Genomic DNA, 21,633 nt, shown 5'->3' with positions numbered 1-21,633 from the left:
AAAGTGCGTAGCCCACACCCTCACACTAACCGCTCAACTTCCTTGGCAGCCCGCACGAAATCCGCAAACAACGGATGTGGCGCGAACGGCTTGGATTTCAATTCCGGGTGGAATTGCACGCCGATGAACCATGGGTGGTCTTTGACCTCGACGATCTCGGGCAGGCGGCCGTCGGGGCTCATGCCGCTGAAGATCAGGCCGCATTTTTCCAGCTCGGTGATGTATTTGGCATCGACCTCGTAGCGGTGGCGGTGGCGTTCCTCGATCGTGGTGGTGCCGTAGATTTGGGCGACGTGGCTGCCGGGGGTGAGGGCGGCGGTGTAGGCGCCGAGCCGCATGGTGCCGCCTTTGTCGTCGGTGGTTTTGCGGGCGACGACGTGGTTGCCTTGGATCCACTCTTTCAGGTGGTAGACGACGGGGGTGAAGCGTTTGGCGCCGGCCTCGACGTCGAATTCTTCCGAGCCTGCGTTGGCCACACCTGCGAGGTTGCGGGCGGCTTCGATCACCGCCATTTGCATGCCGAGGCAGATGCCGAGATAGGGGATTTTCTTTTCGCGGGCGAACTGGGCGGCTTTGATTTTGCCTTCGGTGCCGCGCTCGCCAAAGCCGCCGGGGACGAGGATGGCGTGGAAGTTTTCAAGATAGGGCGCGGGGTCTTCGCGTTCAAAGATTTCGGCGTCGATCCATTCGGCTTTGACGCGGGTGCGGTTGGCCATGCCGCCGTGGGTGAGGGCCTCGGCGATGGATTTGTAGGCGTCTTCGAGCTGGGTGTACTTGCCGACGATGGCGACGCGGACCTGGCCTTCGGCATGGGTCAGACGGTCCATCACGTCGATCCAGCGGGCGAGGTTGGGCTTGGGCGCGGGGGTGATGCCGAAGGCGTCCAGCACGGCTTGATCGAGGCCGGCGCGGTGGTAGGCAAGCGGGGCTTCGTAGATGGTTTTCAGATCATAGGCCGGGATGACGTGTTCTTTGCGGACGTTGCAGAACAGGGCGATCTTTTCCAGCTCGCGATCCGGGATCGGGTGTTCAGAGCGGCAGACCAGCACGTCAGGGGCGAGGCCGATGGATTGCAGCTCTTTGACCGAGTGCTGGGTGGGTTTGGTTTTCAGCTCGCCGCTGGCCGCAAGGTAGGGCAGCAGGGTGAGGTGCATCAGGATGGATTGTCCGCGCGGGCGTTCGTGGATGAACTGGCGGATGCTCTCGAAGAACGGCAAGCCTTCGATATCGCCGACGGTGCCGCCGATTTCGCAGAGCATGAAATCGACTTCGGCGTCGCCGATGCGCAGGAAGTCTTTGATTTCATTGGTGACGTGCGGGATGACCTGGATGGTTTTGCCAAGGTAATCGCCGCGGCGTTCTTTCTCCAAGACGTTGGAGTAGATGCGGCCGGAGGAAATGGAGTCGGTCTGGCGGGCGGACACCCCGGTGAACCGCTCGTAATGGCCGAGGTCGAGGTCGGTTTCGGCGCCGTCATCGGTGACGAAAACCTCGCCATGTTCAAACGGGCTCATCGTGCCGGGATCGACGTTCAGGTAGGGGTCGAGTTTGCGCAGGCGCACCGTGTAGCCACGGGCTTGCAACAGCGCGCCAAGGGCGGCGGAGGCGAGGCCTTTGCCGAGCGAGGACACCACGCCGCCGGTGATGAAAATATAGCGTGCCATGTGGGGGCCCCCGTGAATTTGGTTAAAACGGCTCTGATTCGCAGCTTTGGAATCACAGCATCACGGGAGTTGAGCAATAGCTTAAGCAAAGCGAGAGCGCAACCCGACCGCTAGATGCTGTCGGTTGGCGGTGTTGCGCTGCAACAGTTGGTGTTAGTTCGAGGCCGGAGGTTCTGCCGGAGCAGGTGCCGGGGTAGCCGGAGCCGCAGCATCCGGGGTTGCCGGAGGCGCTGCGGGTGCGGTGGCGGCCGGTGGGGCTGCCGGGGTGCCATCGTTGGATGGTGGCAGCAGATCGCCGCCTGCGGGGAGTGCCGGAGCCGGGGCTTTCACGGCGGGTTGCTCGGCACCGATCTGGTCGATCACCGAAGCGGTCGAGGCAGAGCGCGAGGCGAGGATGGTCATGGTGATCGAGGTGACGATGAACATCGCAGCCAGTACCCACGTCACTTTGCCCAAAGCCGTGGCCGCCGCGCGGCCAGAGATTGCGCCCCCCGACGAGCCCATGCCAAGGCCGCCACCTTCCGACCGTTGCAACAGCACCACGCCGATCAACAGCAAAGCGAGGATGAGGTGGACGGTGAGAACGACGTTTTCCATACGGGCGGGGCTTTCTAAGAGGTCGCGGTCTATCTAGGCGGATGCAGTCAGGCGTGCAAGCCCTTCGGCGGCTCTTGGTCATCCTCTGCGCTCAAATATCCAAACGGATTGCTTGCAATCCGGTCGCCGGAGGCATGCGACATTGATGTGGGAAGCCTCCGGCGGGGATAATTAAGCCAATGTGAATGGTTGTGGCGGGGCGCTATTCTGGCGCAGTGCAGACGGCGGAGAGTTTGTTGCCGTCGGGGTCGCGGACGTAGCAGCTGTAGAAATTCGGGCTGTAGCGCAGGCCGGGGGTGCCTTCGTCGCGGCCGCCGTGGCTGAGGGCGGCTTTGTGGAAGGCATCGACGGCGGCGCGGGTTTGGGCTGCGAAGGCGGGCATCGAGCCGTTGCCGACGGTGGCGGGGTTGCCGTCATAGGGCGGGTTGATCCAGACGAGGGGGCTTGCTGCGCCGGTGGGGCCGTAGCCAATTTCACTGTCAAACTCGCCCATGAAATGCAGGCCTATGGGGGCGAGGGTGGCGTCGTAAAAGCGTTTGGCGCGGGCGATATCGTTGGTGCCAAGGGTGATGTAGAGCAGCATTATTCCTGCACCTCGTCCACCGTGGCTTGGCCCGACAGCCGCTGGCGGATGATGCTCCACGACAGACCGATGCCTAGGACGACCGAGAGGGCGAAGATGCCGAGCCACAGGTTGAGGGAGGGGTTTTGCAGGGTGAGGATTTGGTAGTCGATCAGCACCCAGACGAGGGCGGCCACGATGGCACCAACCAGAATGATGCCGAAGGCGCCGATCGAGCGCAGGGTGGCACCGATGTAGATCATGTAGCCGACGCCGAGCAGCAGGCCGAGCAGGATGGTCAGCGGCATTTGGGTCTGCCAGTTTGCCTCGGCCCAGCGGGTGAAGTTGATTTGGGTTGGGTTGTAGGTGGCCGATAGCAGGATGAATGCCCCAAGCCAGCGCAGGATAATGCCCATGTTTTCCCCCTCGTTTGGTCTTTGGTGGCGTATCTGCGGCGGTCTGTCCAGCCGCCCGCGTGATTTAGCGGTTTCATCGCGGTGCAGGTGTCGCTATAGGTCGCGCGGTTTTTCCAAAACGCGAAGGATATGCCGTGGCCAATGTTGTTGTCGTCGGAGCCCAGTGGGGCGACGAAGGTAAGGGGAAAATCGTCGACTGGCTCTCAGAGCGGGCCGATGTGATTGCGCGTTTTCAGGGCGGGCATAACGCCGGGCATACGCTGGTAATTGATGGCAAGGTTTATAAGCTGTCGCTGCTGCCCTCGGGGATTGTGCGCGGCGGCAAGCTGTCGGTCATTGGCAACGGCGTGGTGGTTGATCCGTGGCATCTGGTGACCGAGATTGAAAAACTGCGCGGGCAGGGCGTTGATATTACACCTGAAAATCTGATGCTTGCCGAGAATGCGTCGCTGATCTTGCCGGTTCATGGCGAGTTGGACCGGGCGCGCGAGGGCCAGACCGGGGTGGCTAAGATTGGCACCACTGGGCGCGGCATTGGCCCGGCTTATGAGGATAAGGTGGGTCGGCGCGCCATTCGGGTGGCCGATCTGGCGGATGAGACGACGTTGGCGACGCGGGTGGATCGTTTGATGGGCCACCATGATGCCTTGCGTCGGGGGCTGGGGATCGCGCCGATTGACCGCGCGGCGCTGCTTGACGCATTGCGCGCGATTGCGCCGCAGGTTTTGCCCTATGCGAAACCGGTGTGGAAGGTGCTGACCGAGGCGCGCAAGGCCGGAAAACGGATTTTGTTCGAGGGCGCACAGGGGGCGTTGCTGGATATTGATTTCGGGACTTATCCGTTTGTGACCTCATCCAACGTGATTGCGGGGCAGGCGGCGACGGGCACGGGGTTAGGGCCGACGGCGATTGATTTCGTGTTGGGCATCGTGAAGGCCTATACGACCAGGGTCGGTGAAGGCCCGTTCCCGGCAGAGCTGTTCGATGCCGATGGCGCGCGTTTGGGCGAGCGGGGCCATGAATTTGGCACCGTGACCGGGCGTAAGCGGCGTTGCGGCTGGTTTGATGCGGTGTTGGTGCGGCAGACCTGTGCAACGTCAGGCGTGTCGGGGATTGCGCTGACCAAGTTGGATGTGCTGGATGGTTTCCCGGTGCTGAAGATTTGTGTGGGCTATGATCTGGATGGGGTGCGGCTGGATTATTTGCCGACCGCTGCCGATCAGCAGGCCCGTTGCACGCCGATCTATGAGGAAATGGAAGGTTGGAGCGAGAACACCGCAGGCGCGCGGTCTTGGGCCGATCTGCCGGGGGCTGCGATCAAATATGTGCGGCGGATTGAGGAATTGATCCAATGTCCGGTGGCGCTGCTGTCGACCTCGCCTGAGCGGGACGATACGATTCTGGTGACCGATCCCTTTGCGGATTGATCTTGCGGTTTAGCTTACACCACGCCCCCTGCTGTCGTGCAGGGGGCGTTTTGGTTTCAGGAGATGGCGATGGCGCTGAGTTACAAGGCCCGTAAGCGGTGGTCTTTGCTGATCCTTCTGGTGGGGATGCCGATTTATGTCGTGGTGGCGGTCAATCTGATCGACAAGATTGATCGATTGCCAATCTGGGCTGAGGTTCCGGCCTATCTGTTTTTGGGCGTGGCGTGGATATTGCCGTTCAAATCGGTGTTTTTGGGGGTGGGCCAGCCCGATCCTGAGGCTAACCCCGCGCCTGACGCCCCTATTGATCGTAAACTCTGATCAGACATGAAAACAGCCGGAACATTCCCCAATGTTCCGGCTGTTTTGTGGGGCGCGAGTGGCAGCCTCGGCCCTGTTCTCTTGGCTTAGGCGGTAAAGCGAAGCGCTTCCGCCAGCAAGGGCGAACGCTCAGTCATGGCAAATTGGCCACGCTTAATTTTCGCGATGCGACCTTGCCGCAGCAGGGTGCCGAAAGCGCGCAGACAGTCTTCGCGTTGGTGATCTGGTTCGTCGATCAGGGAGTCTAGCTGGCGTATCACAAGGGGGCGGCTGAAGTTCGGGCGGCCCAGCACTTGCGTGCAGTAGACAGCTGAGGCTTCCAGAAGTTCGGCCAAGGAATTTGCGCCAAGTTTCTCGGCGAAATCGGCGAAGTTTTGGCCCTCGGCGAAGAAATTGCCCTCATCTTCGGCGGCGAGCAGGTCTTCGTCGTCCAGATCGTCAGTTGCGTCGCCGATCAGGCTGTCTTCATCGGGCATCGCTTGCATCGCGGCCATGCTGGCGGCACCACTGACGCGGCGCGGGCGCACCGGCATCACCACGCGCGGGCTGGCCGGGGCCGAGGGCGTCAGGATCGCGGGGGCCACAAAGGCGGCAGTGGCCACAAAGGGGGCGGCGGCGGGTTTGGCGCGATCAATGCGCTGTTCGGAGACGAGAACCAGCGGCGTCAGGCGTTCGGCATTGGCTGCGGCGCGGGTTTCGATGCTGCTGTCGGCGGGCTTGGGGCGGACAACGCTTTCCAGATCGTGGCGATAGATGTCTTGGCGATCGGGTTGTTGGCGACCGGGGTTGGCGGCTTTGATCTGGCGTTCGGCCTCAGTCGCGGCGACGGCGGCTTTCAGATGCGAGATCGCCGAGTGGCGGCGGCGGCTTTCTTCGTCGTCCATCACGGAGTTGGTGGCGGCCATCAGCCGGGTGACGGCATCGTCATCCGATTCGGTTTCTAGCAGTTTGCGACCTTCGGCGTGATGCGCCGGCTGCGGTTGGGCTTCGGATTCAGTAGGTGTTTCGACTTCTGCGGGCGTGGTGGAGGCCAGCAGTGCCGCGACGGCATCCGCTGCGGGGGTGATCTCTGGCAGCATTTCTGCGGCTGGCGCGTCAGCGACAGGCGCATCGGCCAGGGCGGCGGCGAGATGATCGTCGTCGTCAAAGCTGGTTTCAATCGGGCGCGGCGTCAGGTGACGCACGGGGCGGGTCGGGCGCACTGGGGCGGATGCTGCCGGGATCTCGGCCTCAAGCGCGGCGAGTTCGGCTTGTAGTGCTGCCTCGGCCTCGGGGGACAGCAGCGAGGTTTGCGGTGCGGTTTGAGCAGGTTCGGCTTGAGCAGTTTCGGGTGCGCGCGGTGCATCGGCGCGGCGGATTTTGATTACACGGGCGCGGGCCCGCTGGATTTTCTCGCCGGGTTCGCGGGCGGTTTCTGGGAAAGCTGCCGCGGCGGCTTGGGTTTCTGGTTCCGGTTGGATTTCCGGGGCGACAGAGATTTCGGGGCTGACTTCTGCGGCTGTGGGCAGGCTGGCGAGCAGGATGTCATCTTCCGCATCGTCTTCTGCTGCATCAACAGCTTCTGGCAGTGCGTCTTCTGACAGGGTGTCTTCAGATACTGCATCGGAAACCGCGATCAGCGGCTCTGATATGGGTGCGACTGCATCAGTTTCGGGCTGGATTAGATCGTTCTCGGCGATCAGAGCGCCAAGTGAGGCCAACATGTCTTCATCGGCATAGGCCGCCGCTTCGGCAATCGGATCGTGTTCGGGCAGCAGATCAGCGAGGATTTCGTCGTCATAGTCTTCGGCGGCGGGCGCGTCTTGCACAGCCGCTGCAAAATCTTCGATCACCGGGTCTTCGACAGCGATCAGGCTTTCGGTGGTGATCAGGCTTTCGGCTGCGGGCAGATCATCTGCGAAGGCGGCGGCAAGATCGGCGGAGCCGTCGTTCTGCAAGGCAGGGTCTTCGTCATAGCTCTCTTGGGCTGCGGGCAAAGCTGCGCTGGTGTCTGCTGCGGTATCCAGGGGGGCGGCGTTGGGGCGTGGCGCATCCAACGCGGCGAGGTCGGCAAGATCTTGCGGCTCGATCTCGGATTCTGATGCATCTTGGTGATCAGGCGTGATTTCTGCGGCGATCAGATCGCCGGGTTCGAGAGCGTAGCGCGGCTCGGTTGTATCCGCTTCGACAGGGGTTTCCGAGGGAGCTTCAGGCGCTGCCAAAGCGGCAATATTGGCCAGAATGTCGTCGGAATGTTGGTCTTCGCTATAGCTGTCGTCGGCGATAGCGGCGGCTTCGGCGATGTGGTGAATGGTGGGTTCGGCAGCCATCGGAGCGGATTGGGCGGCGCGCAGGCGGGACAGGCGTTCGGCGACGGATTCGCCATTGGCATCCAGGTTCGCGGCAGCGGTGACTGTCGGGGGGGAGATGGGGGGGGCAACAATCGGGGCGGCGAGCGCAGGCGCTTCGGTATCACCAGCCCGCAGGATCACGCCATTGTCTTGGATTTTCGCCTCAACCCGGCGCTGGATTTCGCGCTCGGCAATGCGGTGCAGCATGGCGGCATCGGGGGTGGGCGGTTCGGCGCCAAAATAGCGGTCTTCGGCGGCGAGATCACGGAAATATTCGGCGATGGCCTTCATGGTGTTGAAAGGCTCATCGAACCCTTCCAGCGTGCAGCTGAAAGTTCCGTAAGAAACGGTAAGAATTTTACTTGCACCGATCATCGGGATGCCGCCTTTACAAAGTTCACGTCGCCAACCTGCACTGCGCTTTGTTCAATTCCGTGGACAGAACAGGGTAATTTGAAGGATTGATTGTGTTCACCGCACGGGGTTTGTGCCGCAATTAGAAGAACAGTATCGGGATTATGCAGGTGATTGTCGACTCTTTGCAGGGGGTAACTTTGGCGGGCGGTGGGCCGTTCGGCAAAGCGCAGCTTACCCGTGCGCTGCGGTTAGCCCCAAGGATTGTTGGGGCTGATGGCGGGGCGGACCGGCTTTTGGCGCTGGGGGTGGAGCCTGAAGCGGTGATTGGCGACTTCGATTCGATCAGTGCTGCAGCGCAGGCGCGGCTGGCGGGGCGGTTGTTTCCGATTGCCGAACAAATAACCACCGATTTTGACAAGGCTCTGCGCTCGATCCGGGCACCGTTCGTGCTGGGGATCGGATTCGCAGGGGCGCGGCTGGATCATGGCTTGGCGGTGCTGAACGCTTTGGTGCGCGCGCCCGATCAGCGCTGTCTGGTGCTGTCGCCGCAGGATGTGATCTTTTTGGCGCCTTTGCAGATGCAGTTGAATTTGCCGCTGGGCTCGCGGTTCTCGCTGTTCCCGATGGCGCAGGTGACGGGGGAAAGCGAAGGGCTGCGCTGGCCGTTGCAGGGTTTGGATTTCGCCCCGGATGGGATGATTGGCACCTCGAATGAGGTGTCAGGCCCGGTGGAGTTGCGGTTCTCGGCGCAGAAGATGTTGGTGATCTTGCCGATCAAATCTCTGGCGGCAGCACTGAACGGGCTTGGTGTAGCGTGATCCGCTCGCGGTGGATGATGTAAAGGCCAGAGGCGACGATGATCACGATGCCTGCCCAAGTCAGCGCATTGGGGAAATCACCGAACACCAGATAGCCGAGGGTCACTGCGGTGACGATCTCCAGATAGTGCAAGGGCGCGAGGGTGGAGGCGGGGGCGCATTTCAGTGCCACGGTCATGCACATATGGCTTGCCGCCGCCCAAAAGCCGACGCCGAACAGCCAAAGCCAGTTCAGACCCTGCGGCATGACGGGATCAAGTTCGGTGATGCCAGTGCCATTGGCCCACAGCATCACGGGCAGGCAGAGCAGGCTGCCAGCGATCGAGGTGTGCAACTGTTGGGTCACGGGATGCATCCCAGTGGCGATGGCCTGGGTGATCAGCATGTAGAAGGCAAAGCAGAACGCCGAGACCAGCGGGTAAAGTGCGGCTGTGCCGTAATGGGTCAGCGAGGGCTGGATCACCAAGAGCGCGCCTGCAAATCCCACGACAGAAGCTGCGATGCGGCGGGGGCCGACCGGGTTGCCGAACAGGACATAGCCGAGGATCAGCAGGATGAACGGCTCGATGAACACGATGGCGAGGGCATCGGCGATCGGCATGACTTGCACGCCTGCGACAAAGCCGTAGGTCGAGGCGATCAGAAAGACCGCGCGCAGAGTGATCAGCGCGGTGGTTTTGGGCGAGATACGCAAAGGCAGCCGCATCAGCAAAGCAATGGGCAGCATCAGCGCCCCTTGCACTAGAAAACGCGCGGTGGTGATTTGACCGACCGGGATCGCGGCGGTGGCAAGTTTTGAGGCGGTGTCGAGCAACGGGGCCAGCACACAAAAGGCGAGCATTAACAGGATGCCGGGAAGGATGCGGTCGTTTGTCATGCGTTATCGCTAGACGGGCGAGCGGGATGCGTCCTGTCTGAAAACGACTATGGATGGCGCTGCGGGTCTGGGAGTTGCTCTTTTGAAAATACTCAATAACTTCCCGAACCCCAAGCGCAGGGTCTCAATCTTATCGCGGCGGCAGCCCCTTCATCCCGGCGGGAAGCCGGGGGAAGGGAAAACTCTTGCCGCTTTGCGGCTCTACCAGATCACCTTCTCAGCAGTTTGGCACGTTGACAGCAAGGCCACCCAGCGAGGTTTCTTTGTACTTCTCATGCATGTCATTGCCGGTTTGGCGCATGGTCTCGATGCAGACATCCAGTGACACCAGATGCTCGCCGTCGCCGCGCAGGGCGAGGGAGGCGGCGGAGACGGCTTTGATCGCACCCAGACCGTTGCGCTCGATGCAAGGCACCTGCACGAGGCCAGCGACGGGATCACAGGTCATGCCGAGGTGATGCTCCAGCGCGATTTCGGCGGCGTTCTCGACTTGCATCACCGTGCCACCCAAAACGGCGGCAAGGGCGGCGGAGGCCATTGCGGCGGCGGAGCCTACTTCGGCTTGGCAACCACATTCCGCACCCGAGATGCTGGCGTTGTGTTTGCAGAGGCCGCCGATGGCGGAGGCGGTCAGCAGGAATTCGGCGATTTTCGAGGTGGAAGCGCCGGGGACGTGGTCAAGGTAATAGCGCAGCACGGCAGGCAATACGCCAGCAGCCCCGTTGGTGGGGGCGGTGACGACTTGGCCGCCGGCGGCGTTTTCTTCGTTTACCGCCATCGCATAGAGGCTCATCCAGTCGTTGATGGTGTGGGGCGCGGTCATGTTCAACCCGCGTTCAGCCAGCAAAGCGTCGTGGATGCCTTTGGCACGGCGGCGGACTTTTAGGCCACCCGGCAGGATGCCGGTGCCCTCCATGCCGCGCGAGATGCAGTCGTTCATCACTTGCCACAGTCGGGCGATGCCTTGGTCGATCTCGGCTTTGGAGCGGAATTTCAGTTCGTTGGCGAGTTTCATTTGCGCGATGGAGAGGCCAGACGCCTTTGCCATCGCCATCATTTCGTCACCCGTTTCAAAAGGGTAGGGCACGTCGGCTTTGGTCTTGGCTTTGCCAGCGCCTGCCTCCGTCAACTCACCAGCACTCAGCACGAAGCCGCCGCCGATGGAATAGTAGGTTTCCTGCAAGATCACGTCGCCTTGGGCGTCGGTGGCTTTCAGCACCATGCCATTGGCGTGGCCCGGCAAAGCTGGGCCGTAATCAAAGGTCAGGTCGGCTTTGGGATTGAAGTGCAAAGGCGGCAGGCCGTCTGCGTGGATGGTGTGCGTCTCGCTGATCGCCGCAAGGGTGGTTTCGGCTTTCGCGGCGTCATAGGTGGCGGGGTGGAAGCCTGCGAGGCCCAAAATGGTGGCGCGATCGGTGGCGTGACCGATGCCGGTGAAGGCGAGGCTGCCGTGCAACGAGGCTTTGACGCCGCCGAATTTGAACGGCGAGGTGCGCATCAGATCGAGAAAGCGAGCGGCGGCAACCATTGGCCCCATGGTGTGCGACGAGGACGGGCCGACGCCGACTTTGAACATGTCGAAAACGGAGAGGAACATAGGGGCGGTCCGATCAATAGGGGTTCGAGAACATCATGTCGCCCAAGCCTTCGGCCTGCGCGCAAGCAATGGCTGCGGGGCGGGTCTCCAAGGCGAGCAGGATTTTGTGCAAGGCGGGATAGTCGGTTGCGGGGCACGGCTCGAACAGCCAACGCATCAGCACGGCGATGTAATAGCCAAGGATGGAAGGGGCGGTTGAGAGCCAGTCGGGGGCCTCTAGGGCGACCATGTCATCAAGGGTCTTTACCAGCGATTTCAGGGTCGCAGCGGCTTGCGCCTTGGCGGCGTCGGCGTTTTCCGGGCCTGCGACGCGATGCGGGTAGTAGTAGACCATCGCAGTTGGGTGCAGGTTGCTGGAGGTGAAGAACAGCCATTTCAGGAATTGGCCGCGTTCGGGCGTGTTCGGAGCGGGCGCGAGCTTGCCAGTGATTTCGGACAGATGCAGCAGGATCGCGGCGGTTTCAAACATGGTGCCATCGGGGGTTTCCAGCGCGGGGATTTTGCCCAGGGGTTGCAGTTTACGGTAGCTGGGGCTGTCGAGCGCGCCGCCTTCGCGGTCGAGCGAGGCGATCTGGTAGGGCAGGCCGAGCTCCTCTAGCACCAATCGGACGATCAGGGCTGCCGAGTCGGGTGTGTGGTGCAGAACATACATCGCGGGCTCCTCATTTCGCCGCAGTATGGCGGAAGGCGGGAGGGATACCATGCGAAAACCGACACTTTTTGGTGTGCAGCGGCGGCGGCGGTTCTGATACGGGGCGTTCTGCCCAAAGGTTCGCGGGGGTTTCACACCCCCGCACCCCCGTGGGATATTTTCGCCAAGATGAAAGCAAATTTTAGATAAGTTTTAGCAATTTGGCTGTGGGCTAGCTGATGAAATCCCACAGCAGTTTGGCGTTCAGCGCGATGATCACCACGGCGATCAGGATGGCCAGCGCCACCAGCCAGCGTGGGGCGGCGAGCGCACCCATTTTGGCGCGGTTGGCGGTGAACATCACCAAGGGCACCACGGCGAAGGAAAGTTGCAGCGACAGGATGACTTGGGTGAGGATGAGCAATCGCCCGGTGCCCGCGCTGCCGTAATAGAGAGTCACTCCGGCGGCGGGGATGATGGCGATGGCGCGGGTGATCAGGCGGCGCAGCCATGGCGGCAGCCGGATTTGCAGGAAGCCTTCCATCACGGCTTGACCTGCGAGGGTGGCGGTGACGGTTGAGTTTAAACCACAGGCCAAGAGGGCGATGGCGAATAGGGAGGGCGCGATGCCAGAGCCGAGCAATGGGCCGAGCAGTTGGTGGGCGTCGCCGAGTTCTGCGACCTCGGTCTGGCCTGTGGCATGGAACGAGGCGGCGGCGAGGATCAGGATCGAGGCGTTGATCAACAGCGCGAAGCAAAGAGCGACGGTGCTGTCGATGGTGGCGAATTTCAGCGCCTCCCGTTTTTCCTCGATGCTGTCGCCGTAATCGCGGGTCTGCACGATGGCGGAGTGCAGGTAGAGGTTGTGCGGCATCACGGTGGCCCCGAGGATACCCAGCGCAAGATAGAGCATTTCTGGGTTGCGCAGAATCTCGGTGGTGGGGGCGAAGCCTTTGATCACGCCTGCCCAATCGGGATCGGCCATCGCGATCTGGAGCCCAAAGCAGACGGCGATCACGCCCAGAAGCGTGATGATGAAGGCCTCCAGCCAGCGGAAGCCTTTGGTTTGCAGCCAGAGGATCAGGAACACGTCGAGGGCGGTGATCAGCACGCCGAGTTCGAGCGGGATGCCGAACAGCAGGTTCAGACCGATGGCGGTGCCGATCACCTCGGCAATGTCGGTGGCGATGATGGCGATTTCTGCGGCGAGCCAGAGCGGGATTGAAACAAAGCGCGGGAAGGCGTCGCGGCAGGCTTGCGCCAGATCACGACCCGAGGCGATGGCGAGGCGGGCGCAGAGCGATTGCAGCACGATCGCCATCAGGTTGGAAATCAGCGCCACCACCAGCAGGGTGTAGCCGAATTTGGAGCCACCCGCGAGCGAGGTCGCCCAGTTGCCGGGGTCCATATAGCCCACCGCCACCATATAGCCGGGGCCGAGGAAAGCGGCGAAGCGGCGCCATGTGCCTTTCGGCAGTTGCACCGAGCGGTGGACGTCAGCGAGGGCGGCATCGCCGCGCGGTTGCTTCCAGTCGTTGCGCAGATCGAAGAGGGAGTTCATGGCGGCTTTCTGACATTGAGAATTATTCGCAATGTAGCTTTGCGGGCGAGTCTGTCAAGGGCCAAGTGATTCCCCTCTCGCCCCGTCGGGCGGGTTTGCCTATAAGGGCGCAACAGCCCAAGCAGCCCGCGGCCCAATGGGCGCATCAGACTGAGGAAATCACATGCCAGCCGATCTTTCCCCCATCGACAAAGCCAAATTCGTTGCCGCCAAACGGGCGGTGGATTTCATTGAAAGCGGTATGAAGGTGGGCTTAGGCACCGGATCGACCGCCGCATGGATGGTGCGCTGTCTGGGCGAGCGCGTGCGTGAGGAGGGGTTGAAGATTGTCGGAGTGCCGACCTCGACCCGCACCGCCGAGTTGGCGCGGCAGGTGGGGATTCATGTCACCTCGCTGGATGAGGCGAAGTGGCTCGACGTGACGATTGATGGTGCGGATGAGTTTGACCAGAACCTTGCGCTGATCAAGGGCGGCGGGGCGGCGTTGCTGCAGGAGAAGATCGTGGCGACGGCATCCGATCTGATGATCGTGATCGCCGATGCGGCGAAGGAAGTGCAGCAGTTGGGGGCGTTTCCGCTGCCGATTGAGATCATTCCGTTCGGCTGGCAGACCTCTAAGGCTTTGGTCGAGGAAATGCTGGTGTCGATGGATGTGCTGGCGCGCGATGTGACCCTGCGAATGAATGGCGACCGCCCGCTGGTGACAGACGAGAGCAATTACATCCTCGATCTGCATCTGAAGCGGATCGGCAATCCGCGTCAGTTGGCCTTGGTGTTGAACCAAATTCCGGGTGTGGTTGAAAACGGGCTGTTCATAGATATCTGTGACATCGTGATCATTGGCCACGGCGATGGCAGAGTGACGGTGCGCGATATCAACTCGGGGTCTGAGACGGACGAGCGGATTTTGTTTGCACCGACGGACAATATCTTCGCTGATCTGGGGGAATAACGTGTTCGACTACGATCTTTTCGTCATCGGTGGTGGCTCGGGCGGGGTGCGGGCGGCGCGGATTGCTTCTGCGGAGGGTGGCGCGAAGGTGGCGCTGGCCGAGGAAAGCCGGATGGGCGGGACCTGTGTGATCCGGGGCTGTGTGCCGAAGAAGCTGATGGTGTTTGCCTCGGAATATCCTGAGGAAGTGCAGGATGCGCGGGCTTACGGCTGGGATGTGCAGGTCGGCGCGTTCGACTGGACGCGGTTTCGCGGCACGCTGGACAAGGAATTGGATCGGCTGGAGGGCGCGTATCGCAGCACGCTGCTGAATGCCGGGGTGACGATCTATGATGCCCGCGCGGTGGTGGTCGATCCGCATCGGGTGCGGTTGGCCTCGGGTGAGGAGTTCAGCGTCAAGCATATTCTGATTGCCACGGGCGGGCGGCCTTTTGTGCCAGCGGTGCCGGGCGGTGAGTTGGCGGTGACCTCGAATGAGATGTTCCACCTTCCGGCTTTGCCGAAGCGGGCGCTGGTGGTTGGCGGGGGCTATATCGCCAGCGAGTTCGCCTGTATCCTGCATGGTTTGGGCGTGCAGGTGACGATGATGTATCGCGGGGCGTCGATCTTGCGCGGCTTTGATGATGAGGCGCGGGGATTGGTGGCGGCGGCGATGGGCGCGCGCGGGATTGATATTCAATGCGGTGTCGATGTGGCGCGGCTGGAGCAGGGGGCGGACGGCATCGTCGCGCAGGGCACCGATGGCAAGGCGCGCGAGGTTGATCTGGTGATGTATGCTACCGGGCGGAAGCCTAATTCGGGCGGTATGGGGCTGGAGGCTTTGGGCGTTGACCTTGGCGCGCGCGGGCAGATTTCGGTCGATGAGTGGTCGCAGACCGCTGTGCCGTCGATCTATGCGGTGGGCGATGTCACGGACCGGATTAACCTGACGCCAGTGGCGATCCGCGAGGGCCATGCTTTTGCCGACACGGTTTTCAGGGGTGTGCCGACCAAGGCCGATCACGAACTGGTGGCCTCGGCGGTGTTTACCCAGCCGGAACTGGGCACCGTGGGGCTTTCGGAAGAAGCCGCCAAGGGGAATGGGCCGATTGAGATTTTTTCAGCCAGCTTCCGGCCGATGAAAAGCCTGTTCGCGGGTCGGCAGGATCGGGTGTTGATGAAGCTGGTGGTGGATCAGGCGTCGCAGCGGGTTTTGGGCTGCCATATCGTGGGCGCGGGCGCGGGGGAGATGATCCAGCTGGCGGCGATTGCGATCAAGATGGGTGCTTCGAAGGCGGATTTTGATCGCACGGTGGCGGTGCATCCGACGGTGTCGGAAGAACTTGTGACGATGCGAAAGCCGGTAAGAGTGGTCTGATGCGGCAATTTTCGCGGTCTATCTGCTTGATTTCCGCGTCATTCATGCCCAATTCAGCAGCAACGTAAAAAACGAAAGGTTGATCAATGGCGGGTAGTGGCGGCCCTTGGGGCGGAAATGGCGGTTCTGGTGGGGATGACCGGAATGGCCAGCGGCCAGAGGGCGACCGTCCGGGGCAGCGTCCGGGTGGGCGCAAACCGGGCGAGGGTCCGCAGATGCCCGAAATTGATGAACTGATGAAGAAAGGCCAGGAACATCTGCGCGTGCTGATGGGCGGGCGCGGTGGTGGCAATGGTCGTGGGCCTGCGGGCGCGGGCGGGCCGGGTGGGGCGATGTTCACCAAGCAAGGCTTGGCTTTGGGCGCGATTGTGGCGCTGGGCGTCTGGGTTTATGCCTCGGCCTATTCGGTGAAGCCGGAAGAACAAGCGGTGACGCTGATGCTGGGCAAGTTCAGTGGCGTGACCGAGGAAGGCCTGCATTTCGCGCCTTGGCCGGTGATGACGGCGGAAATCGTTGAGGCGCGCAAGCAGCGCACCACTGATATTGGCAATGGCGTGGCGGGCGAGTTGGATAACGGTCTGATGCTGACCCGCGATCAGAACATCGTCGATATCGAGTTTCAGGTGGTCTGGAACATCGCTGATCCGTCGAAGTTCCTGTTCAACCTCGCCGATCCTGAGGACACCATCCGCGCGGTTTCCGAATCTGCGATGCGCGATATCATTGCGCGCTCGGAACTGTCTCCGGTGTTGAACCGCGACCGGGGCGTGATCGCCTCGGAAGTGATGACGGCGATTCAAGGCACGCTGAACAGCTATGATGCCGGGATCAACGTGATCCGGGTGAACTTTGACAAGGCCGACCCGCCGCGCGAAGTCATCGACAGCTTCCGCAAAGTGCAGGCGGCGCAGCAAGAGCGCGACCGTCTGGAAAAAGAAGCCGACGCTTATGCCAACACGATTGGCGCGGCCTCACGCGGGCAAGCGGCGCAGTTGTTGGAAGATGCGCGTGGTTATCAGGCGCAGGTGGTGAACAACGCCGAAGGGGAAGCAAGCCGCTTCTCGTCGATCTACGCCGAATATATCAAGGCCCCGGAAGTGACGCGCAAGCGGATGTATCTGGAAACGATGGAGAAAGTGCTGGGCGGGATGAACAAGGTGATCCTGGATGGCGTCTCGGGCAAAGACGGGCAGGGTGTGTTGCCCTATCTGCCGCTGGAGGGTCTGACCAAACCTGCAACCCCAACCGGAGGGTCGAACTGATGCGTGCGATCTATATTCTTCCCGGCCTGATCCTTGCAGGGGCCTTGCTGTTGTCGTCGGTGTTCATCGTCGACGAGCGTGAAAAAGTGCTGGTTTTGCAGTTTGGTGAAGTGAAGCAAGTGGTGGACAAGCCCGGACTGGGCTTCAAAATCCCCTTCGTGCAGGAGGTTTACCGTTACGACGACCGCATCCTTGGCCTGCCGACGCAGCCTTTGGAAGTCACACCGCTGGATGATCGCCGCTTGGTGGTCGATGCGTTTGCGCGCTGGCGGATCGTTGATCTGGAAGCGTTCCGCCGGGCCGTGGGTTCGGGTGGTATTGAGGCTGCGCGCAGCAACCTTGACAAGATCATCAACGCCGAAATCCGTGAGGTTTTGGGTGGGGTGAACAGCCAGAAGGTGCTGTCCGAAGACCGCACCTCGCTGATGAACCAGATCCGTGACAATTCGCGCGCCAAAGCGGCAGGGCTTGGGGTCGATGTGATCGACGTGCGGCTGACGCGCACCGATCTGCCGGAACAGAACCTTGAAGCCACCTTTGCGCGGATGCGGGCCGAGCGGGATCGCGAAGCGGCAGACGAGATTGGTCGTGGTAACGAGGCGGCACAGCGGGTGCGGGCTGCGGCGGAACGCTCGAAGGTTGAGATCGTCTCGCAGGCCAGCAAAGAGGCCGAAGTGATCCGCGGTGAGGCAGATGCAAAGCGCAACGCGATCTATGCCGAAGCCTTTGGCAAAGACCCGGAGTTCTTCGCGTTTACCCGGTCTTTGACCTCGTATGAACGGGCGTTGCAGGCGGGCAATTCGTCGATGGTGATGCAGCCGGACAGCGAGTTCTTTGAATATCTGCGCAGCGAGAAGCCGCCGGTTGCGGCTCCTGCCGCCCCGGCTGCGCCTGCGGCAGAACCGTAAGCGCGGCCTGCGACAGATCGACTTGAAAGGGCTGGCGTCTGCGCTGGCCCTTTTGCGTTGTGGCGAGGATTGGCGCAATGTGCCGATGGCGCTTGCACTCGGGCTCACGCAGGTGACAAATTCATTCACGCAGGGTTGAGGCGGCGCGATCTGGTTTGCATTGCGCATTTTGGCCCGTAAATGAATATGCGGATGTGATCCGATGCGGCGGGCGATGTGGATCGCGCCCCGCACTACGAAAAGGAGTTCGGACGTGCTTCAACTTTCTAATGCCCGTAATGTTTTGACTGGGCGTGCGCTGACGGTTCCAGCCATCGCCACCCCCAAGCGTCCCCGGTTGATGCTGGCCCTTGGGCTGGGCCTCTCACTGGCACTGGCCGCTGGGCCTGCGCATCAGGCGCTGGCGTTTGGCGCGCCGGATAGCTTCGCCGATCTGGCGCAACAGATCAGCCCTTCGGTCGTCAACATCACCACCTCGTCGATGGTGGCTTCGGCCACAGATGGCGGGCCGATGGTGCCGCCGGGTTCACCGTTTGAGGATTTCTTCAAAGATTTCATGGACCAGAACGGCCAAGGTGGCAACGAGCCGCAACGCTCGGAGGCCTTGGGTTCGGGTTTTGTGATCTCGGCTGACGGCTATATCGTGACCAACAACCACGTCATTGAGGGCGCGGATGACATTGAGATTGAGTTCTTCTCGGGCAAGAAGCTGAAAGCCAAGCTGGTTGGCACCGATTTGAAAACCGACATCGCGGTGCTGAAGGTTGAAAGCCCCGAGCCGCTGCCGTTTGTGGCCTTTGGCAATTCGGATGCGATGCGGGTCGGTGACTGGGTGATGGCGATGGGCAACCCGCTGGGGCAGGGGTTCTCGGTCTCGGCCGGGATCGTCTCGGCACGCGGGCGCGAGTTGAACGGCGCTTATGACGATTTCATCCAGACCGATGCGGCGATCAACAAGGGCAACTCGGGCGGGCCGCTGTTTAATATGGACGGTCAGGTGATTGGTGTGAACACAGCCATTCTGTCGCCGACGGGTGGCTCGATTGGCATTGGCTTCTCGATGGGCTCCAATGTGGTGTCGCATGTTGTGGATCAGTTGAAGCAGTATGGCGAGACCCGGCGCGGCTGGTTGGGCGTGCGCATCCAAGATGTCACGCCGGATGTGGCCGAAGCGATGGGTCTGACCGATGCCAAGGGTGCCTTGATCACCGATGTGCCGGAGGGCCCGGCGAAAGCCAGCGGGATGCTGGCGGGCGATGTGATCTTGAGCTTCAACGGCAAGGAAATCACCGATGTGCGCAGCCTGACGCGGACGGTGGCGGATAGCCCGATTGGCGAGGAAGTGCCTGCCGTGGTGCTGCGCGATGGCAAGCAGCAGACCTTGCAGATCAAGCTGGGGCGTCGTGAAACCGATGAGGCCGGCAAGCCTGTACCTGCGGCGCAGAAGGACACTCCGGTCGAGCCGCAAAAGGCCGAAGTGCTGGGGCTGACCTTGGTGCCGGTGGATGATCAGGTGGCCAAGGATCTGAAGCTGCCTGCTGGGGCGACCGGGCTTGCGGTGACGCATGTCGATGGTGCGTCTGAGGCGTCTGAGAAAGGCGTTACGCCGGGAGATGTGATTGTTGAGGCAGGGCAGCAGAAGGTGATCAGCATCAGCGATCTGCAAGACCGTTTGTCCGAGGCGAAAGCGGCGGGGCGCAAGTCGATCCTGCTCTTGGTGCGGCGCGAGGGTGATCCGCGGTTCGTGGCGCTGTCGGTCGAGTAAGCGCTTAGACTTTGCGATGAGGGGCGGCGGGGAAACCTGCCGCCTTTTTATCTGCGCGGCAGCAGCCGGGCTTGGGCGCGTGCGCCTAAGGCAAAACCGGTGCAGGTGATCAAAGCGCAGGTGGCATAGGCAAGGGCTGCGACAGTGAGGATCGTCAGCGGGCTATGGGCCAGCATCCGCGCCGTCTCGGCAGGGTCTTGCCCGATCCAGAGCCGCAGGGCGATGCTGTGCAGCAGGAAGACAATCAGGGCGAGCAGGGCAAGCCACGCGCCATAGGCCAGCATTGGTTTGATCCCGGCGGGTGTTTGGTGGTGAGTGACCCAACTGTTGCCACATGACCGCGCGGCGACCAGCAGCGGCAGCACGACGACAAGGGCCGTGCCAAAACTGAGTTGGGCACGGATCATCGCCTCGAACATGGTCAGCAAGGCGATGGTGGCGGCGGCGGTGAGCACCAAGATCAACACGAAGCGCAGCGAGAGCTGGGTCCGCATGGTCTAGCCGATCTCAAACAGCAGGCGGGTGCGGAACGACAGCATCCAATCGGCGCGCTCTATGGCCATGGCGCGGCCGGGGGCAGTTTGCATGGTATCGACCAGTTTCAGCAGTTTGGTCTCAATATGATCGAGCGCATAGGCACGGTCATCGCGTGGACGCTGCAGCGCCATCGGGTCTTCGGCATCAAACAAACCGCCGCCCATAGCCCCCGAAACATGAAACATCCGGGCAATACCGATGGCGCCCAAAGCCTCCAGCCGATCCGCGTCTTGCAGCACGCGGGCCTCGGTGGTCATCGGGGTGATGGCGGCGGAAAAGCTATGCGCGGCAATGGCATGGCCGACGGCCGAGAGTTTGGCCTCGGGGAAAGCATCCAAGCGCAGGAAATGGCAGGCGGCCTCGGCAGATAGCGTTGAGGCACGGGCGCGCTCGGGATGGGATTTCGGCAGGTTGACCAGATCGTGGAAGATGCAGGCTGCTAGTAGGATCTCCAGATCACACGGCTCATCCATAGCGATCAATTTGGCGCGCGCCCAGACGCGGCGCAGATGGCCCAGATCATGCGCGCCATCGGCAGGATGCGCAGACCATTGCCGTACTACTTCGGCCTCGTAGCGGGATTGGGTGGCTGAAAGCGTCATATTTTTGAGACATCCGTTGCGATGATGCCAAGCTCTTTGGCGGCGGAAAGCGAAAGTTCTGGGCTGTCGAGGCCACGATCGGCTTGGAATTGCCGGATCGCCTCGGCGGTGGTGGCGTCCATCACGCCCGTCACTGGGGCCATATAGAGCCCGCGTGCTTTCAGCGCACGTTGCAGGGTGGCCACGAAATTCACCGTCATATCCTGCGGGCATGGCGCGCGGAACCAGACCTCTTCATGGTCTTGCAGCAGGCGCTGATGGGTTTTGGTCTGATAGGTGGCGGGCGAGGTCACTTTGCCCAGCGCATCGCGCTGCTCATCAGTAACGACAAGCTGCTCCGTGGTGGTTTCAATCACGGCGGGGGTGGTGTCTTTCGCCCAGCACGCGCCTTCGGTGTGCGGCGGACGCTCACCTTCCTTCAGCCGCACAAGGTCAATGCCAAGATTGCCGACGACGGGGGCGGTCACCGAGACCTGCTGGGTACAGCCAGCCAAAATCACAGCACAGCCAAAAATCAGACGAAAAATCATGCCATGCCCGTATTGTCCCCCGGTTGCTCCGGGTCGTGTTGCGGCGAAGCTTAACCGCAAATTGGGGCTGTGCAAAGCGGCTTGGGGCGAGGGGGGCTGCGGGTGATCGGGGGTGGTGACGGAATTGCACCGAACTGTGACGGTGCTGCACTGGCAAATGCCGTGGCTTTGGCCTATGTCGGCGGCAGAGCCGTTGGGCACGAGAAACAGGGAAAGCAGCATGGCGAAAATCGTTTACGTCGAATTTGGTGGCAAGGAACATGTGGTCAATGTCTCGAACGGCCTGACGGTGATGGAAGGTGCGCGTGACAACGGCATTCCGGGCATCGAAGCCGATTGCGGCGGGGCCTGCGCTTGTTCGACCTGCCATGTTTATATTGATCCGGCTTGGGTGGACAAACTGCCGAAGAAGGATGCGATGGAAGAGGATATGCTGGATTTCGCATGGAATCCCGATCCGGTAACGTCGCGTCTGACCTGCCAGATCAAGGTCAGTGATGCGCTGGACGGTTTGCGCGTGCAAATGCCTCAGAAGCAGATCTGAGCATTTGCTCTTTTCGAA

Annotated in this window: 21 protein-coding genes; 9 read left to right on the top strand and 12 right to left on the bottom strand. The window is 61.6% G+C overall.

Translation table 11 applies throughout. From position 1 onward, the window contains the following. Window positions 1-20 precede the first annotated feature (20 nt). The 4 genes from pyrG to ACS5RD_RS18335 all read right to left on the bottom strand — a co-directional run bounded on the left by pyrG (window position 21) and on the right by ACS5RD_RS18335 (window position 3,239). Window positions 21-1,664, bottom strand: a complete 1,644-nt coding sequence (gene pyrG, locus ACS5RD_RS18350) for a CTP synthase (protein WP_489928585.1) — start codon at window positions 1,662-1,664, stop codon at window positions 21-23. Window positions 1,665-1,817: 153 nt separating this feature from the next. Then, window positions 1,818-2,261: a preprotein translocase subunit SecG gene (gene secG / locus ACS5RD_RS18345; RefSeq protein ID WP_054004675.1), complete on the bottom strand. Its 444-nt coding sequence runs from the start codon at window positions 2,259-2,261 to the stop codon at window positions 1,818-1,820. A gap of 202 nt (window positions 2,262-2,463) precedes the next feature. Next, window positions 2,464-2,844, bottom strand: a complete 381-nt coding sequence (locus ACS5RD_RS18340) for a VOC family protein (protein ID WP_489928584.1) — start codon at window positions 2,842-2,844, stop codon at window positions 2,464-2,466. Beyond that, window positions 2,844-3,239, bottom strand: coding sequence for a DUF6524 family protein (locus ACS5RD_RS18335; RefSeq protein ID WP_054004673.1), 396 nt, complete (start codon window positions 3,237-3,239; stop codon window positions 2,844-2,846). Before ACS5RD_RS18335 ends, ACS5RD_RS18340 begins: the two co-directional genes overlap by 1 nt. Window positions 3,240-3,373: 134 nt before the next feature. On the opposite strand from ACS5RD_RS18335, the gene ACS5RD_RS18330 reads away from it, so the two are divergent. Together ACS5RD_RS18330 and ACS5RD_RS18325 are read left to right on the top strand one after the other, a co-directional pair. Continuing rightward, complete coding sequence (locus tag ACS5RD_RS18330; protein ID WP_489928583.1) at window positions 3,374-4,666, top strand: adenylosuccinate synthase; 1,293 nt, start codon at window positions 3,374-3,376, stop codon at window positions 4,664-4,666. Window positions 4,667-4,735: 69 nt separating this feature from the next. Beyond that, window positions 4,736-4,987 carry a DUF2842 domain-containing protein gene (locus ACS5RD_RS18325; protein WP_489928582.1) on the top strand — a complete coding sequence of 84 codons (252 nt, stop codon included), beginning with the start codon at window positions 4,736-4,738 and terminating at the stop codon, window positions 4,985-4,987. A gap of 86 nt (window positions 4,988-5,073) precedes the next feature. On the opposite strand, the gene ACS5RD_RS18320 is transcribed toward ACS5RD_RS18325, so the two are convergent. After that, window positions 5,074-7,692 carry a hypothetical protein gene (locus ACS5RD_RS18320; RefSeq protein ID WP_489928581.1) on the bottom strand — a complete coding sequence of 873 codons (2,619 nt, stop codon included), beginning with the start codon at window positions 7,690-7,692 and terminating at the stop codon, window positions 5,074-5,076. 143 nt (window positions 7,693-7,835) lie between these two features. Here ACS5RD_RS18320 and ACS5RD_RS18315 point away from each other — a divergent pair, with 143 nt between their 5' ends. Continuing rightward, window positions 7,836-8,492 (top strand): thiamine diphosphokinase, encoded by a 657-nt coding sequence (locus tag ACS5RD_RS18315; protein ID WP_489928580.1) that lies wholly within the window; start codon window positions 7,836-7,838, stop codon window positions 8,490-8,492. Here ACS5RD_RS18315 and ACS5RD_RS18310 read toward each other — a convergent pair. From ACS5RD_RS18310 to ACS5RD_RS18295, 4 genes are all read right to left on the bottom strand, one after another. Next, window positions 8,449-9,369, bottom strand: a complete 921-nt coding sequence (locus tag ACS5RD_RS18310) for a DMT family transporter (protein WP_489928579.1) — start codon at window positions 9,367-9,369, stop codon at window positions 8,449-8,451. The two genes, ACS5RD_RS18315 and ACS5RD_RS18310, sit on opposite strands and share 44 nt — an antisense overlap. 217 nt (window positions 9,370-9,586) lie before the next feature. Further along, on the bottom strand, window positions 9,587-10,966 hold the full coding sequence (locus tag ACS5RD_RS18305) for an L-serine ammonia-lyase (protein WP_489928578.1): 1,380 nt from the start codon (window positions 10,964-10,966) through the stop codon (window positions 9,587-9,589). 13 nt (window positions 10,967-10,979) lie between these two features. After that, a complete protein-coding gene (locus ACS5RD_RS18300) occupies window positions 10,980-11,618 on the bottom strand; it encodes a glutathione S-transferase family protein (RefSeq protein ID WP_489928577.1) in 639 nt (212 codons plus the stop codon). A gap of 211 nt (window positions 11,619-11,829) precedes the next feature. Next, window positions 11,830-13,158: an Nramp family divalent metal transporter gene (locus ACS5RD_RS18295; RefSeq protein WP_489928576.1), complete on the bottom strand. Its 1,329-nt coding sequence runs from the start codon at window positions 13,156-13,158 to the stop codon at window positions 11,830-11,832. Between the two features lie 163 nt (window positions 13,159-13,321). Here ACS5RD_RS18295 and rpiA point away from each other — a divergent pair, with 163 nt between their 5' ends. From rpiA to ACS5RD_RS18270, 5 genes are all read left to right on the top strand, one after another. Beyond that, on the top strand, window positions 13,322-14,110 hold the full coding sequence (rpiA, locus tag ACS5RD_RS18290) for a ribose-5-phosphate isomerase RpiA (RefSeq protein WP_054004665.1): 789 nt from the start codon (window positions 13,322-13,324) through the stop codon (window positions 14,108-14,110). A 1-nt stretch (window position 14,111) separates the two neighbouring features. After that, window positions 14,112-15,467 (top strand): glutathione-disulfide reductase, encoded by a 1,356-nt coding sequence (gor, locus tag ACS5RD_RS18285; RefSeq protein WP_489928575.1) that lies wholly within the window; start codon window positions 14,112-14,114, stop codon window positions 15,465-15,467. An 86-nt stretch (window positions 15,468-15,553) separates the two neighbouring features. Then, window positions 15,554-16,729 (top strand): FtsH protease activity modulator HflK, encoded by a 1,176-nt coding sequence (gene hflK, locus ACS5RD_RS18280; RefSeq protein WP_054004663.1) that lies wholly within the window; start codon window positions 15,554-15,556, stop codon window positions 16,727-16,729. After that, window positions 16,729-17,637 (top strand): protease modulator HflC, encoded by a 909-nt coding sequence (gene hflC / locus ACS5RD_RS18275; protein ID WP_489928574.1) that lies wholly within the window; start codon window positions 16,729-16,731, stop codon window positions 17,635-17,637. The genes hflK and hflC overlap by 1 nt, the downstream gene beginning before the upstream one ends. Window positions 17,638-17,977: 340 nt before the next feature. Beyond that, the gene (locus ACS5RD_RS18270) at window positions 17,978-19,402 is read left to right on the top strand and encodes a Do family serine endopeptidase (RefSeq protein WP_489931405.1); all 1,425 of its coding nucleotides are present in this window, start codon (window positions 17,978-17,980) and stop codon (window positions 19,400-19,402) included. Between the two features lie 47 nt (window positions 19,403-19,449). Here ACS5RD_RS18270 and ACS5RD_RS18265 read toward each other — a convergent pair whose 3' ends face one another. From ACS5RD_RS18265 to ACS5RD_RS18255, 3 genes are read right to left on the bottom strand one after another with little or no spacing between them, the layout of a single operon-like run. Then, complete coding sequence (locus ACS5RD_RS18265) at window positions 19,450-19,896, bottom strand: hypothetical protein (RefSeq protein WP_489928573.1); 447 nt, start codon at window positions 19,894-19,896, stop codon at window positions 19,450-19,452. A 3-nt stretch (window positions 19,897-19,899) separates the two neighbouring features. After that, a complete protein-coding gene (locus tag ACS5RD_RS18260) occupies window positions 19,900-20,541 on the bottom strand; it encodes an HD domain-containing protein (protein ID WP_054004660.1) in 642 nt (213 codons plus the stop codon). Next, entirely contained in the window at window positions 20,538-21,293 is a 756-nt protein-coding gene (locus ACS5RD_RS18255) for a peptidoglycan-binding domain-containing protein (RefSeq protein ID WP_489928572.1), read from the bottom strand. Before ACS5RD_RS18255 ends, ACS5RD_RS18260 begins: the two co-directional genes overlap by 4 nt. On the opposite strand from ACS5RD_RS18255, the gene ACS5RD_RS18250 reads away from it, so the two are divergent. Beyond that, complete coding sequence (locus ACS5RD_RS18250; protein ID WP_054004658.1) at window positions 21,292-21,615, top strand: 2Fe-2S iron-sulfur cluster-binding protein; 324 nt, start codon at window positions 21,292-21,294, stop codon at window positions 21,613-21,615. The genes ACS5RD_RS18255 and ACS5RD_RS18250 overlap by 2 nt on opposite strands. The last annotated feature ends 18 nt before the right edge of the window (window positions 21,616-21,633 follow it).

The organism is Cypionkella sp. PAMC25878 (genome assembly GCF_058135695.1).
Note: the sequence above shows the minus strand (reverse complement) of the source record. Positions and strands in the feature narration are given on the sequence as shown.